Source organism: Paenibacillus sp. FSL H7-0331, assembly GCF_001956045.1.
In genome coordinates this window covers 88,372-102,469 of the sequence record NZ_MRTH01000024.1, presented here as the reverse complement: position 1 = coordinate 102,469, position 14,098 = coordinate 88,372, and the positions used below count along the sequence as shown (strand labels likewise).

The 14,098-nt window shown below is 43.1% G+C and carries 12 protein-coding genes and 2 pseudogenes; 10 read left to right on the top strand and 4 right to left on the bottom strand.

Going from position 1 to position 14,098, the window contains the following annotated elements; translation table 11 throughout:
* Positions 1–17 precede the first annotated feature (17 nt).
* Positions 18–267 (top strand): annotated as a pseudogene (locus tag BK127_RS42620) (Gfo/Idh/MocA family protein); the annotation flags it as partial.
* Between the two features lie 397 nt (positions 268–664).
* A pseudogene (locus tag BK127_RS28120) lies at positions 665–1,291 on the top strand (IS6 family transposase); the annotation flags it as partial.
* Positions 1,292–1,334: 43 nt separating this feature from the next.
* On the opposite strand, the gene BK127_RS28115 reads toward BK127_RS28120, so the two are convergent.
* The gene (locus BK127_RS28115) at positions 1,335–2,174 is read right to left on the bottom strand and encodes a phosphotransferase (protein WP_076235369.1); all 840 of its coding nucleotides are present in this window, start codon (positions 2,172–2,174) and stop codon (positions 1,335–1,337) included.
* Positions 2,171–2,746 (bottom strand): TetR/AcrR family transcriptional regulator, encoded by a 576-nt coding sequence (locus BK127_RS28110; protein WP_076235367.1) that lies wholly within the window; start codon positions 2,744–2,746, stop codon positions 2,171–2,173. Before BK127_RS28110 ends, BK127_RS28115 begins: the two co-directional genes overlap by 4 nt.
* Before the next feature lie 680 nt (positions 2,747–3,426).
* Here BK127_RS28110 and BK127_RS28105 point away from each other — a divergent pair.
* Together BK127_RS28105 and BK127_RS28100 are read left to right on the top strand one after the other, a co-directional pair.
* The gene (locus BK127_RS28105; RefSeq protein WP_076235365.1) at positions 3,427–4,578 is read left to right on the top strand and encodes a Gfo/Idh/MocA family protein; all 1,152 of its coding nucleotides are present in this window, start codon (positions 3,427–3,429) and stop codon (positions 4,576–4,578) included.
* Positions 4,579–4,595: 17 nt separating this feature from the next.
* A complete protein-coding gene (locus BK127_RS28100) occupies positions 4,596–5,678 on the top strand; it encodes a Gfo/Idh/MocA family protein (protein ID WP_076235363.1) in 1,083 nt (360 codons plus the stop codon).
* On the opposite strand, the gene BK127_RS28095 is transcribed toward BK127_RS28100, so the two are convergent.
* Positions 5,662–6,567 carry an AraC family transcriptional regulator gene (locus tag BK127_RS28095; protein ID WP_076235361.1) on the bottom strand — a complete coding sequence of 302 codons (906 nt, stop codon included), beginning with the start codon at positions 6,565–6,567 and terminating at the stop codon, positions 5,662–5,664. The two genes, BK127_RS28100 and BK127_RS28095, sit on opposite strands and share 17 nt — an antisense overlap.
* A gap of 468 nt (positions 6,568–7,035) precedes the next feature.
* On the opposite strand from BK127_RS28095, the gene BK127_RS28090 reads away from it, so the two are divergent.
* From BK127_RS28090 to BK127_RS28075, 4 genes are all read left to right on the top strand, one after another.
* Entirely contained in the window at positions 7,036–7,902 is an 867-nt protein-coding gene (locus BK127_RS28090; protein WP_076235359.1) for an AraC family transcriptional regulator, read from the top strand.
* Between the two features lie 75 nt (positions 7,903–7,977).
* Positions 7,978–9,264: an ABC transporter substrate-binding protein gene (locus BK127_RS28085; protein WP_076235356.1), complete on the top strand. Its 1,287-nt coding sequence runs from the start codon at positions 7,978–7,980 to the stop codon at positions 9,262–9,264.
* Between the two features lie 71 nt (positions 9,265–9,335).
* A complete protein-coding gene (locus BK127_RS28080) occupies positions 9,336–10,244 on the top strand; it encodes a carbohydrate ABC transporter permease (protein WP_083689650.1) in 909 nt (302 codons plus the stop codon).
* 7 nt (positions 10,245–10,251) lie between these two features.
* Positions 10,252–11,070, top strand: a complete 819-nt coding sequence (locus BK127_RS28075) for a carbohydrate ABC transporter permease (protein WP_372237381.1) — start codon at positions 10,252–10,254, stop codon at positions 11,068–11,070.
* Between the two features lie 36 nt (positions 11,071–11,106).
* Here BK127_RS28075 and tnpA read toward each other — a convergent pair whose 3' ends face one another.
* Positions 11,107–11,310: an IS66 family insertion sequence element accessory protein TnpA gene (gene tnpA, locus BK127_RS28070; protein WP_076235352.1), complete on the bottom strand. Its 204-nt coding sequence runs from the start codon at positions 11,308–11,310 to the stop codon at positions 11,107–11,109.
* 276 nt (positions 11,311–11,586) lie between these two features.
* Here tnpA and BK127_RS28060 point away from each other — a divergent pair, with 276 nt between their 5' ends.
* Positions 11,587–12,189, top strand: coding sequence for an RNA polymerase sigma factor (locus tag BK127_RS28060; protein ID WP_305954332.1), 603 nt, complete (start codon positions 11,587–11,589; stop codon positions 12,187–12,189).
* Complete coding sequence (locus BK127_RS28055) at positions 12,182–13,831, top strand: DUF4179 domain-containing protein (RefSeq protein ID WP_076235346.1); 1,650 nt, start codon at positions 12,182–12,184, stop codon at positions 13,829–13,831. Before BK127_RS28060 ends, BK127_RS28055 begins: the two co-directional genes overlap by 8 nt.
* Positions 13,832–14,098 lie beyond the last annotated feature (267 nt).

Genomic DNA, 14,098 nt, shown 5'->3' with positions numbered 1-14,098 from the left:
AGGTGCTCATGAGCGACGCTGAAGTCGCTGCTTTCGTGAACACACTGCATAAAGAAGGAACCGATGTAGACGATAACGCGACCTGCGTATTGCGCATGAAGAGGGGAACGATCGGCACGTTGGTTGCCAACTGGACGTTATTATAAAGGCGGCGACAACAGCACGGTATTTTGGTGCGAGAATGGCGCTATGCACATCGGCACGCATCCGGTTGATCAAGTTATTGTCGAGCTTCGTGACGGCTCCGTTGAGAAGTATCAAGTAGGACCTAATACTTACTTCTAATACTGGTGCTGAAAAAGTAAACCTATCTGCTGCTTGAGCAGCTGACGGCTTACTTTTTTTATATTGTAGCGAAAAGCGCATATGCAAGCATAGGGGGTGATTTTTTATTTCCCTTTTAAGTCAAAAAAGCATGTACATATTTGTGTATAAAAATACATTCATGCAATGGCGGATAGTCTCATCAAATATGGAAAACTGCGGTTTAGTTCAGGTGCGATTCCATGCACTTTCTCACAAATTGTGATAAAGGCCCTTGATAAATCAACATTTTCAACCTCGTTTTTCTCAATAAATATGACACCACACAGTAAATGTGTGGTGCAAAGTTCTAATCCATGATACCATGATTCAAATTGAGACATGGGATAAATACAGCTAGAGTTATCGTAATCTAGTAGAAATGATAGAAGAACGAGGACTACATATGGCTCATACAACCATTATGTGAGGGGTTCACCAGTTTGGACTGGAACTAGACAAGCGAATTCACCCTTATTTGAAGTCGACAAACGATTCATTCCGGATGGATGAGACCTATGTTAAAGTCAAAGGACAATGGAAATATCTTTACATAGCCGTGGATTCAAGCGGCAACACGATTGATTTCATGCTATCTGAAAATCGAGACATTCATGCCGCCAAACGATCTTTCAAGAAATCGTTGACCTCACCTCACAATCAATCACCGCGCGTGATCACCGTCGATAAAAACCCAGCATACCCTACCGGAGTCCAGCAATTGAAGGACGAGAAAGCTATGAATCAAGAAACATTACTACGACAACAGAAATATCTAAACAATATTATTGAACAAGAGCATCGATTCATAAAGAAAGTCAAATCATTAAGTACTGCAGAGAAAACAATTGCCGGAATCGAAGTCATGCATATGATAAAGAAAGGACAGATCGAATGCTATCATTCGTCTGTCCTTTCTACAGTTAAATTTATCAATAAATTGTTTGGTTTGACAGTATTACAAAACCAAAATCGCGGATATCTTTGATCAGTTGCAATGGTTGCACCAAAGCCAGATGAACTCCTAATAGCTAAAGTCTTGACCTGATCTCGGCGAGAAGCAACATTTTTTCTTCCTCGCTGATAGCATCCGCACATAGTTTACGCGCCGCAACAGGCATGATCCAGTTTTCAACTTCATCCAGAGAATTGCCCGACAAACGGCGATACTCATCGCAAAATATTTGAATGATATGCGCTCTCAGGGAATCGAAGTTGGAAACCGCTCTGCTCGGAGCGTGGGGCGGCAAGATGGCATAACGGATCATAATGACATATTCGGCCAAATCAGCCTCGGGGTTGCCTATCGAAGCGTTCATCCAATCAATGAACAAAGCTTTGTTCTCACGAATCATGATGTTTCCCGGATTAGGGTCTCCATGGCAGACTTGCTTTTTGATAGGCAATTGTTCCAGATGGCGGATCACCCGTTCTTTCTCGGATGCGGTTAAATAGCCTGCCGAGCGAATGGAGTATATCATCATTTCTCTTTGAGAAGGCAAAGGAAGGTTGCCAAAACGATGCGTTTCGTTCAATAATCTTGCAGTGATTTTTAAAAATTCACTACTATCGCCATTTTGACTTTTTTCGGAAGGAGGCTGAATAAGGTAACGGAAGAAATGCTCCATCAACGATTCCCCGTGGATTCTTTCCATGACAATCGAGGGACGGCCATCGACTTCCAGTAATTCATAGGGACGGGCCGCGGGCAATCCGTTCTCCCATACGAGCATGTTATTGGAAAATTCTCTTTTCACCGCATCCACACTCGTGTTGCCCTTCGCTACTTTCACGATTTGTTGATTCCCGCCCCATTGGAATACTTCCGAGCAACCGCCTTCGCCTACTTTCTTTCCGACCATTTGCGTCATGATTGTGGTCTCCCTTCATAGGACAATAATGCCTCGTACATTTCTTTAACCATCTCTATAGTTTCATGGAAATCCATCTTTAGCGTGCCTGAATTGATCATTGTGCCAATCCCAATGAGATAGATCGAGATTTTGATAAATATATTTTTTTGCTTATTCTCATCAATAGCTCGAAATCGCTTGCTATGAAGCATTGATTTCATACTTAACGTGTCTCCCATAAACACTTCGTGACTTAAATCAAAACTTTTGTATCCGGATAAATACACGAACTGAAAAATATATCGCTCTTGCTTCGCAAAATGCAAAAAACCGATCGCCATATTCAATGCTGGCGAGTTTTGGTCATCCTGATGGCTGAATATTTGATCCCGCATCAGACTTACAGCCATTCCATACACACGATCTTTAACTTCATCCATATTATCGTAGATTCGATACACAGGTTGAGTCGAGCAATTGAGTTTTTGTGCGATGTTTCGGGCAGTCAAGTATTCTAACCCTTGCACCCGGACAATTTCAAATGCTGCCTTTAAAATCTTCTCTTCCGTGATAACTGCTGTTGGGGGCATTGCTTCAACTCCTTAATAATAACATATGTTATGTAACTAATGTTATTTTAAAGTGGAGTTTGTGTCAATTCATTTTTTCCAAAGCCCCTTGCTAAATAAACGTCGCCAACCAACTCCGACAATGAGCAACTTACATCCCCCTTGGCTCCACCAAACAAAAACGTTGTAGCACCGGGAATTCCCGGTGTTTTTAGATTTGTTATGGGGCATTGATCAGCCGAGAATTGCATCGTGGTCACACTAGTAAATTTTTGATGATATTTCTGCTTTTTCGGAAGCCAATGAACTCCATTCAGACATTATTTTTCTTAAGAAAAGCAATCGCACTGTCCTCTGTTGAAGTCAGGGGATTCATTCTGTTCTGCTCCTAATGCTCCGCTGAAAGGCGGTCAGCAGCTTGGGAACGAATTATTGAATCGTCGTTGACGAATCAGAGCTGTTGCGGTTCAGCATCAGGATAGCCACGGTATGTCTCAGGTCATGAAAACGGATTTTAGGCACATCGGCTTTTTCATCAGTTCATAAAACGTGCGTAGCACTAACTTTACTTACGGGTCCATGGAAATGGTTAGATCATGAACTCATCCGCAAAGTAGTTGCATTTTTTCACAAAATACTATCACATCTGTCAGTGCGTTCTTGGTATGCTAAGAACAACAAAGAGAGGGAGGGTGAAGAGGATGTTGAAGGTAGCTATTATTGGGGCAGGTGCGATTTCGAAGGCCCACATTGAGGGATATCTGCATTTTACGGAGCGGTGCACGATTGTTGTGGTTTGTGATATTTATGAGGATAAAGCGCAGGAGCACATTGACCAATTTCAGTTGAATGCGCGGGCGATTAAGGATTACAAGGAGCTACTGCAGGAGGAAATTGATCTTGTTTCCATTTGTACGCCTCCCTATACGCACGCAACCCTAACAACAGAGTTTCTTGAAGCGGGTTCTCATGTCATGGTTGAAAAACCGATGGCCTCTTCCCTCGAAGAGTGCGATCTGATGAATGATACTGCGAAGCGGACAGGCAAGATCTTATCAGTGGTAGCGCAGAACCGTTTCAAAACGCCGATGATGAAATTGAAAGCCGTGCTGGACAGCGGACTCATGGGAAAAATTGTCCACGTGCAAGTCGACTCCTTCTGGTGGCGCGGTCATTGCTACTACGATCTATGGTGGCGCGGGACATGGGAGAAAGAAGGGGGAGGCCCGACGCTGAATCACGCCGTGCATCACCTCGATACGCTGCTTTGGATGATGGGTAGTCCAACGGAAATCCAAGCGTTCATGAGTAACGTGTCTCACGATAATGCGGAGGTCGAAGATCTTTCCATCGCCATGCTGCGTTATGAGGAGGGTTCTTTGGGGCAAGTGACCAGCTCAGTTGTTCACCATGGCGAGGAGCAGCAGCTGATCTTCCAGGGAGCGAAAGCGCGAGTCTCCACACCTTGGAAAGTAAAAGCATCCAACGCTTTAGCTAATGGCTTTCCTGAGACGAACCATGAGCTGGAAGTACAGCTGCAAGCCTTGTATGATATGCTGCCGGAAGTTGTGTATGAAGGCCACACGGGACAAATCGATAATGTGCTAACCGCCATTGAAACCGGTGCTCTTGTGCTGATTGACGGTATTAGCGGACGTAAAACCCTTGAACTCATTACAGCGATTTATAAATCGTCCAGTACTGGGGAGCTCGTAAAACTGCCTCTAACGAAAGAAGATTTGTTTTACACGAGAAGTGGCGTACAGGCGAATGCGACTCACTTTTATGAAAAGAAGACATCCATCGAGAATTTCGCTTCACAAACGATTACAACCGGCAGTACATATAAATAAAAGAGGAGTTACACGACATGCAAAAAAGCGACGGTATGAATTACGCACCTCAAGGGAATTTCAACGCGGTTTGTCAGCCTGGAGAGTTTATATTTGCGGCAGCGGCGCTAGACCATGGACACATTTATGGTATGTGCAATGGGCTGAGGGAAGCGGGAGGTCAATTAAAGTGGGTTTATGATCCGGACCCGGACAAAGTGGATAAGTTCGTCAGCACGTATCCCGATGTAAAGGTGGCGAGCTCACTTGATGACATTTTGCAGGATACCCAAGTCATGCTTGTTGCGGCAGCGGCAGTTCCTTGTGATCGCGGACCTCTGGGGCTTCGTGTTATGGATAGCGGTAAAGATTACTTCACGGACAAAGCGCCGTTTACCACATTGGAGCAGCTGGAAGCGGCCCGTGCGAAGGTCGTCGAGACAGGACGGAAATATGCAGTGTACTACAGTGAGCGCTTGCATGTGGAAAGCTCTGTCTATGCCGGGCAGCTGATTGAACAAGGCGCGATAGGTCGCGTCCTGCAAGTTATTGGTCTGGGACCGCATCGGATTAGTTTGATGAGCAGACCGGATTGGTTTTTTGAAAAGGATAAGTTCGGCGGCATTTTATGTGACATCGGGAGCCATCAGATTGAGCAGTTCCTTCATTATACGGGAGCGAAAGACGCGAAGGTAGTTCATAGCAAAGTCGCCAACTATAACTATCCGCAGTACCCGAACTTTGAAGATTTTGGCGATGCGGCATTAATCGGAGATAACGGAGCCACCGGCTATTTCCGTGTAGACTGGATGACGCCGGATGGTTTAAGCACATGGGGAGATGGCCGTATGACGATCCTGGGGAGCAAAGGGTACATCGAGCTTCGCAAATATGTGGATATAGCCCGTGATCAGACGAGTGATCATGTCTATCTGGTGAATCAGGATGGTGAGCAGCATTTCGCTGTGAATGGGAAGGTCGGCTTTCCTTACTTCGGTCAATTGATCTTGGATTGCCTCAATCGTACGGAGAACGCTATGACGCAAGAGCATACGTTCAAAGCAGCGGAACTGTGTTTGATTGCGCAGCGCAATGCAATTTCGATCACAGGTACGGAGTAGAGCTGGTGTCAAACTGCTTCTGCCATTGCTTCCGATATTGGTGCGGTGTAACGCCGATTTCCGTTTTAAACATTTTACAAAAGTAGGAGCAGTTCATCATGCCAACGGCTTCACCGATATGAGCCACTGCATGATCCGTTGAGATTAACAGTTTAACAGCCTGCTGCATACGCCTTGAGAACACGTAATCAGTAATGCTGGAGCCTGTACACTCTTTGAATAAGTGGGATAAATGGTGTGCAGAAAGGTGGAGCTCAGCGGCCATTTTCTCCAAACGAAGCGGTTCGGTGTAATGCCCCTCCAGCCAGACGAGTATGCGCTCTGCTTGGTGGGGCTTGCGCGACGTACCCATGCCAATCTGGCCTTTACTTTGTTCCCAAAGGGGCTTAAATTCGCGGAAAAAAGCGATCAAAAACAAGGAGTATTCTTCGAGCTCATCCTTCTTGATCAAAGTGGATTGTTTAAGCTCCAAGCTTTGTAACAGTGAGTGAAACTGTGCCGTTTCGTCAAGGTTAAATAGGCAAGGATAGGGCAGCTTGCTTGTATGAATATGCTTAAAAAAAGCCAATAAACTTGGCCATTTATCGAAATACGCTTCATAGAGTGAAGGCTCGAACTGAATGATAGAGCGAACGAAGGGCGTCTGCGGAGTCATTTCCATCTGAATATGATGCAGCTGATAAGGCTGGAACACACATAGCATGCCGGACATTACTTCGTAGCTTTTCTGATCAACGATAAGCGTACCCTTGCCTTCATGAACGATCAGAATCTCGATGCCTTGATGCGCATGGAATGTACCTTGGAACTGTTCAACTCCTGTGCTTTTTCGTTGGTATGCAAAATAGAGCCGGATTTCGTTCAAACCGAAAGGTTGAATATAAGACATCAGGGGGTCACATCCTTTACAGACTATAGCATACAGGAATGAAGCCGTGGTCTGCAAGGCTGTTGTATGTTTGAAGCTGATGGTTATGTGTAGAAACGAGGAATGTGAGCATTTTCGGTTATTGTCGACGATGATCCCATTCTTTTTATGTTTCGAAGATTTCACATGAGAAACAATAAGGGGAATTGAAGCTATTCATATGCTACGGAAAGGATAGGTTGAAAAGCTACATTTAAAACACGGATGTATCTTCGTCGAATCGGCTCCGATCAGGAGCTTTTCTTATGTTGAATGGATGAAAAAATGAAAACGGCGATGATTTCATTTACAGCAATCCTGATCAAAACAACAGCAATATACGTAAAACAAAAACAATAAAAGCATGATAAAATTTATATAAAGCGTTACCACATATATAAAATTATATAATATTGCTTTTTTTAAGTGTTCGAGAGGAGGAATGATAACATGCTTTCGATACATAGCCCGACCAACCTTGCTCTAGAAAAGAACGGAATTTATGTTCGATCAGAGGTTGATAACTTTCAGGAAAGTTGGCCTATTCACACACATTACGGTACTGAAATTTACTTTTTTATCCAAGGAGACGCAACGTTGCTTATCGGGGATGTTATTTATAGTCCTTCACCAGGTGATATGTTTATTTTTAACGGGAGTGTACTGCATCGTATAAATCCGTCAAAGGAAACACCCTACGTCCGTAGCTATGTGAATTTTAATGAGTTATTTATACAGGATATGCTTACTGGTGAAATGATTGATAAATTGAGTTCCCTGTTTCAATTCCCGAATGGTCTCTTGGTACGTTGGGATCCTGAGGAGTGTGAACAAATAAAAGAATTGTTTATAGCATTGCGAGATGAAGATGAGAAGGAATCGGTTGGCTTTAAAGTGATGATGAAGACGTATTTGGTACAAATGTTGTTCAAAATTTACCGTAAAACGAAGCAGCTTTATTCATTTCATACGGTACCCACTCATTCGCAAAAACAATCAAGTGTGCGTCGTGTGCTTCATTTTATCAATCAAAATTATACGGAAACCTTTTCTCTCGACGAGCTCTCTAAGGTTTTACATTTGAATAAGTACTACATCTGCCATTCCTTCAAAGAAGCAACAGGCTACACGGTGAATAATTATTTGATTCGCAAACGAATCGAAGAGGCTAAAAAGATGTTGCTTTCTACCGATAGATCGGTTTTGGATATTTCTGAAAAATTAGGGTTTAACACTCCTGTGTATTTTAGTAGAGCCTTTAAACAATATGTCGGAATATCACCACAAAGCTACCGAAGGCATAGCGAACTTGGCTAAATGGCAAAATATCTTCCCTAAATCATATGGATATAGGGTTGAAATATATTTTTAATAAACAGGGGGTTGATTGTAATGAAAAAAAAGAGCTTGATGAAAAAATTATTTCTTTTGCTTTCTGTAGTTATGTTATTTACTTTGGCTGCATGCGGACCGAAACCAGGCAGTGATCAGGCCAGTGGTAAGAAAAATGTATCGCTTGATTTTGTATGGTTCTCTGACGGTGGCGAAGGTGATGTAATGAAAGGAATTATAAAGGATTACGAACAAGCGAATCCTAACGTCAAAATTAACTTGATTGAGGTCGCATTTAAAGATTTACAAACCAAATTAAAAACAATGGTCTCCGGCGGTAAACCCCCGGCACTGAGCCGTGTGACAGATACAGGGGCTTTTGCGAACCAAGCGCTTGATCTTACGCCCTATGTAGGTAGTGCCGATCAGTTCACACAGCAATTTATCGATTCACTTAAGCCGTATTATTTGATTAACAATAAACTGGTTGCTGCTCCGATGGACGTCACCGCCAACGGATTAATCTATAACAAGACGCTATTCAATAAAGCGGGCGTTAAGGTGCCGACTTCTCCGGATAATGTATGGACTTGGGATGAATATATGGCGGCATTGAAGCAGGTGACAGAAAAAGGCGGCGCCAAATATGGTATGGTTTGGGATTTCACACCTCACCGCTGGTCTACACTCTTGTATCAATTCGGCGGTAGTATGATAAGTGAGGACGGCACTAAAGCGACGATTAATAGCGAAGCAGGCATCAAAGCAACTGAGATGTTTAAAAAGCTTCATACGGATGGAATTATGCCAACATCTGTCTGGTTGGGAGGAGAAAACCCGAACAATCTATTCCGCACCGGTACGGTAGCAGCCCATTGGGCAGGTAACTGGATGATTAGTAATTACAAGGATATAACCAATTTTGAGTGGGGAGTAACCTATATGCCGAAAGGGATACAGCGTTCATCAGTTCCCGGCGGGAAGTTCGTGATGGCATTAAAGGGTTCAGGAGTGGAGAAAGAATCAGCCGATTTTATTAAATATTTGACTACAAAGGATGTCAATTCTAAATATAACAAAGAATCATTATTCATGAGTCCCCGCAAAGACAGTTCTAAGCTGGATTACGCGTTTGGTAAAGATATGTTCGAAATATTTGCCGATGAACTGAAGAATACATCACCGCTCGCTGCAAACGACTGGTCAAGGCAAATTCTTGTTACCAAGTTTTCGACGGATCTGAAAAATAACCTGGTTGAAGTTATCTCAGGGAAAATAACGGCAAAAGATGCAATGGATAAATCCGCAATATTGATTGATAAAGCAATAAACGACGCCAGTAAATAGTAGATCAGAATGGGCTGCGTCCGTTTGGATGAAGCCCATTCAATCATCACTTTATGAAAAGAGGCATGTAAATGGGTGAGCCGATTAAAGCATCTATGACCTACAAAAGCTCGAAATCCGGAGGTAAGTCTACAATTGCTCCGTATTTGTTTGTTCTCCCTAATTTGATTATATTTTTTGTGTTTATCGTCATCCCCGCCATCCTTGGCCTTTTATATTCTTTCTACGAGTATGATGGATTGAATCCGATGACATTTATTGGTCTGGATAACTATTTGGATATATTTAAAAATATGGAGTTCTGGTCTACTTTAGGTAAAACTGCAATTTACGCCGCAATAGTTGTTCCTTTAATCTATGGTATCGCACTCATTATTGCTTCGCTTTTGATTCAGGAAGTCAGATTTAGGGGTTTGTTTCGAGCCATCTATTATTGGCCGACCATGATTTCCTTTATCATTGTGGGTTTAACGTGGAAATGGATTTTTGGTGATGCTTTTGGTATCGTCAACTACTTACTGACCTGGATTGGATTAGAGCCGATTGCATTTTTGTCATCATCGTTTTGGGCTAATATTGTGGTTATAATTGCCACGGTTTGGTCGCGGGTTGGCTTCTTCATGGTCATTTTCATTGCGGGCTTGCAAGCTATCCCTGCGGACTATTATGAAGCAGGTCGTCTGGACGGCGCTTCCAAGCTTAGATTGTTTTGGAGTATTACTTTACCTTTATTAAAACCTACAAGCTTACTCGTGGTAATGCTCTCTCTGATTGACGCCTTTAAAGCTTTTCCGCTGATGTTTGCCTTAACCGGCGGAGGTCCGGGTAAAGAAACGACTTTCATCGTCCAGTATATTTACGAGGTCGGGTTTACAAAGCAGGAGTTGGGGCTGGCGAGTGCAATGTCGGTTGTACTATTTGCCATTATTGGGATCTTCTCTGCTCTGCAGTTCCGTTTGTCGAAAGGGGGAGCTGTTTAGTATGGAAATGAGAGCCTTATCCAAATTTGCAGTTTACGCGGTGTTGATCGTGATCGGTTTGCTATGGATATTTCCGGTGCTATGGGTTGTCATATCATCTTTTAAAACGAATAACGTTTTATACAGTTTTCCGGCTAAGTTTTGGCCACAGCCTATAACTTTTGAACATTTTACCGAAGCATGGGGTAAAGGCAACTTCGGTTTATATTTTAAAAATAGTGTGGTAGTTACCATTTCATCAACTATTCTACTGTTATTTATTAATTCTATGGCCGGGTTTGCCTTGGCAAAGTACTCCTTTAGAGGGAGCTCCATTATTCTCATCGGGTTTATTTCCACTTTAATGATTCCGCTTGAGGTCATCATGATCCCCATTTTTAAAGTGCTAAGTTTTTTGGGTCTGTACAATAATTTGTTAGCCATTATCATTCCGCCAGCAGCTACGCCGACAGGTGTGTTTCTGATGAGGCAGTATTTATTAACGGTGCCTGAGGAGCTGTTGGAAGCGGCAAGAATGGATGGTGCGAGCGAATGGAAAATTTATTGGCGCATTATATTACCGATTGCTAAACCCATGCTGGCTGTGTTGGCTATTTTCTCCTTTATGTGGCGTTGGGACGACTTCTTATGGCCATTAATTGCAATCAGCGATCCGTCCAAATACACCATTCAGTTAGCTCTTTCTAATTTTATCGGTGAATTCAATGTCGATTGGGGAAGTCTATTGGCTATGTCCGTTATTACCATGATTCCAATGCTTGCCGTCTTCTTGACATTCCAACGTTATTTTGTCAGCGGTATGATTACTTCCGGAATGAAAGGATGAACTCAAACACAACCTTATAAAAGGTTTGCGAGCTATTTATTGCTCTATGTGCCGGGATTTTTGTTGGCGAAGCCATGCGTTGTAGGCATCCAGTACGGGCCGGCTTTCTTTGGCACGCGCCTTGTGGGGTTCTTCAGGAGTAGGTAGCCAAAATTTAAATTGATGTACCGCCACGTCATGCTCCATGCACCAAGCTTTCATCGTTTGATCGCTGGCTTGATAGGATCTAATACGCTTCATCCATATCTCTTACAAACCCATATCCGTTTGAAGCGATCCTTCCTATGCGTGATAGCATCATTATGGTTAATTCGTTTCGATATGAACAGGTCTATTCAGTTTTGACGCTTACCAAAGAACTGCAGATGCTCACACAGACCATCAACATACAAAAGAACCAACCATAATGGGTTGGTTCTTTTGTATGTTGTGTTATCAATTGTTTCGTACTGATGATTGTCGATAATTGTATCTCTATGAGCCAGTTTATGCAGGTTCCCGTTGGAACTGAAAATCATGGAATTTTTAAAAAAAACGAACCTGGTTTACTCCTTAATTGTCTTATTGATAGAAACTAGACAGGAGGTGGATTCAAGAATGACAGATAGGGAAATATTCGAGACTTACAGAAACGATGTGTATTATTTGTGCTATTACTTGCTGAAAAACGCTGCGGATGCGGAGGACATTTGCCAAGAGGTATTCATGAAAGCATTTCAGGCAGATCACCGTCGAATTGAGCGCATGAAGCCTTGGCTCATTCGCATTGCGGCAAATTTATGCAAAAACCATCTCGATCGCAAAAAGCGGGGCGTGCTGAAAGAGCTAAAGCATTTCTTGCTGCAAGGCTTGCAGCAATCCGAAGCAGCAGATCAAAGCCTGATATGCAAGGAAGGAGAGCTTGAATTGGCAAGTTGGCTTCATGCTTTGCCGATAAAAATTAAACAGGTGATGGTGTTGAAGTATGTCCATGAGCTATCTTTGGCTGAAATTGCAGAATCGCTGGATATTCCACTTGGGACGACAAAGTCAAGGCTAAACAAAGGGTTAATTCTCATAAAAAAGCAATTAGATAAGGGAAATCAATTTGAAGTGAGAGGAGTGGATTGTCTTGACTAATCGAACAGAACAATTTTTGCTTGAGAGTGCACGCAGGGAACAACCTGCATTGCCTGATTTTGAAGCCATGTGGGGAAGAATGCAAGTCGGTAAAGCACCTGCCAACTTAACTAATAGAGGGGTTATGGGGAAAATACCTCTCTTTACCTCTAGAATGCGACTTCTTCCCGTGTCAATCGCATTGTCTTCGGTCCTAGTGGCTGCACCCGTGGTAGCAGGGGTCTCTCTAGGGTGGGATGAAATGTTTGACCGCCTTGGGGTTTCAACAGCTTTAAAAAGTGGTTTTGGTAACCCTCTTGATATTACGGTCCAATCAGCTGGAGCCTCTTTGGCTATAAAGGGTGTAGTGACGGATGAACAACGGTTAGATGTATTGTTTTCATTAGATTTCCCACAAATGTCGAATTTTGATGTGGCGGCGTTTGAACAAAAGACTTTAACTAATTCCCGTGGGGAAACGCTCCAGCTTACTGACCGAATCCGCAAGAATGCTTCCTCAGGCCAGTTAACAGGTTTGCTTGAAGCGGAAAACGGACTTGGGACAAAGCGGGAGCAGCTTGAGATTTCTTTGCAAAATCTATTATTATATAAATACAAGGAAACGGAACTCCGGGAAAGTCCGGCATCTCTAAAAGAAGGCCAGCAAATCGATAGCATGACTCGATACGGAAATTTGGATATCGTTTCTGTGGTGAGAGAAAACGAAGTGCTGACGGTTCGCTATGAAATCCCGATGAAACAGCCAAATGATCAAAAATTAGATCCCAAGCTACTCCTTAAGGTCGGAGGTAAAACAGCTGCCGCTAGTTACTCAGCTGTGTTGCCGCCCAACAAAGCTGATGCCATTCTCCGTCAGGATACGTTTCGTCTAACAGATTCTGAATTGAATAGCGCAAAGCTTTATTTTAATCAATTAGAAGTCGTTCAAACGATAGCAGGTAAGTGGGATGCGTCATTTGAAGCTGATGGAAAGAGAACGAGTGAGGCAACTTTTTATAAAAAGCTTGATCCAGCCGTGGTAGCCAATGATTCGAACATGGAACTCAAGCAGCTCGTCGTAACGCCGTTGAACATTCGCATCATGATGGATGATAAATGGAAAACTAAATCGTCTTACGACTCCTCGGTGTACTATGATAAAATCGAGCTGTTTATTAATGGGCAAATTATTCCCGGGGGCAGGTGGGAACATAAAAAAGGGCAATTTTTGAATTTTGAGTTGCCAGAGTGGTATAAGGATTGGTCTGCTATTCCAATGAAGCTGCTGCTATCAGAAGCCAGGATCTCAAAACGGTCCAAAGATTTGTTGCCGTTAGCTGGTCTGTCCGATGCAAAGCAATCTATTCAAACAAGCTTGGATGGAATTGCGGTGTCGTTTACTTATTATAAACAAGGGCAGGATTTAATTGTAGAATCGCAATCCAGCGATCCTAAGTTCTTCGGCATCTCGCAGTCGTCTGTAGTAAAAGACGGAAAACCAATTTACCCCGAAATGAATCCTGTGCCACCAGGTGGAAACGGGACGAATAAGCGGGTGGAGCGATACCCGGGGCTTCTGTCCAAGCAGGGAGAACTGCAGTTGAATCCAGGCTTCTACAGCTACTGGGATAAAGAACGCAAGGTGGAGATTAACATTAATTAAGTTCAATATAGTTGCGAATAGGCGGGGTTATCTAAGTACCCCACCGTACTATGCATGATTACCATAAATTGTCTTAGTGTATATTTCAGTTACAATGTTGACGGGACCCCTAATAGAAATAAACCGAACTCTTAAACCAGATCAATGAGATGAAACAATGCCTTTTGATATTGGCCAAAAGCTACTTCATTCAAAAGAAGTGGTATCAGAAAGAAGGGGCATCTCTAAGGGTATCCCCTTAGGTTAGGGGGATGTATCGCGAAGCCG

Excerpts from the sequence above, each read along its gene's own strand:
- tnpA (WP_076235352.1), bottom strand. The coding sequence starts at position 11,310 with ATGAAGCGTATTAGATCCTATCAAGCCAGCGATCAAACGATGAAAGCT.
- BK127_RS28105 (WP_076235365.1), top strand. The coding sequence starts at position 3,427 with ATGTTGAAGGTAGCTATTATTGGGGCAGGTGCGATTTCGAAGGCCCAC.
- BK127_RS28115 (WP_076235369.1), bottom strand. The coding sequence starts at position 2,174 with ATGACGCAAATGGTCGGAAAGAAAGTAGGCGAAGGCGGTTGCTCGGAA.
- BK127_RS28060 (WP_305954332.1), top strand. The coding sequence starts at position 11,587 with ATGGAATTTTTAAAAAAAACGAACCTGGTTTACTCCTTAATTGTCTTA.
- BK127_RS28075 (WP_372237381.1), top strand. The coding sequence starts at position 10,252 with ATGAGAGCCTTATCCAAATTTGCAGTTTACGCGGTGTTGATCGTGATC.
- BK127_RS28080 (WP_083689650.1), top strand. The coding sequence starts at position 9,336 with ATGGGTGAGCCGATTAAAGCATCTATGACCTACAAAAGCTCGAAATCC.
- BK127_RS28110 (WP_076235367.1), bottom strand. The coding sequence starts at position 2,746 with ATGCCCCCAACAGCAGTTATCACGGAAGAGAAGATTTTAAAGGCAGCA.
- BK127_RS28095 (WP_076235361.1), bottom strand. The coding sequence starts at position 6,567 with ATGTCTTATATTCAACCTTTCGGTTTGAACGAAATCCGGCTCTATTTT.
- BK127_RS28090 (WP_076235359.1), top strand. The coding sequence starts at position 7,036 with ATGCTTTCGATACATAGCCCGACCAACCTTGCTCTAGAAAAGAACGGA.
- BK127_RS28100 (WP_076235363.1), top strand. The coding sequence starts at position 4,596 with ATGCAAAAAAGCGACGGTATGAATTACGCACCTCAAGGGAATTTCAAC.
- BK127_RS28085 (WP_076235356.1), top strand. The coding sequence starts at position 7,978 with ATGAAAAAAAAGAGCTTGATGAAAAAATTATTTCTTTTGCTTTCTGTA.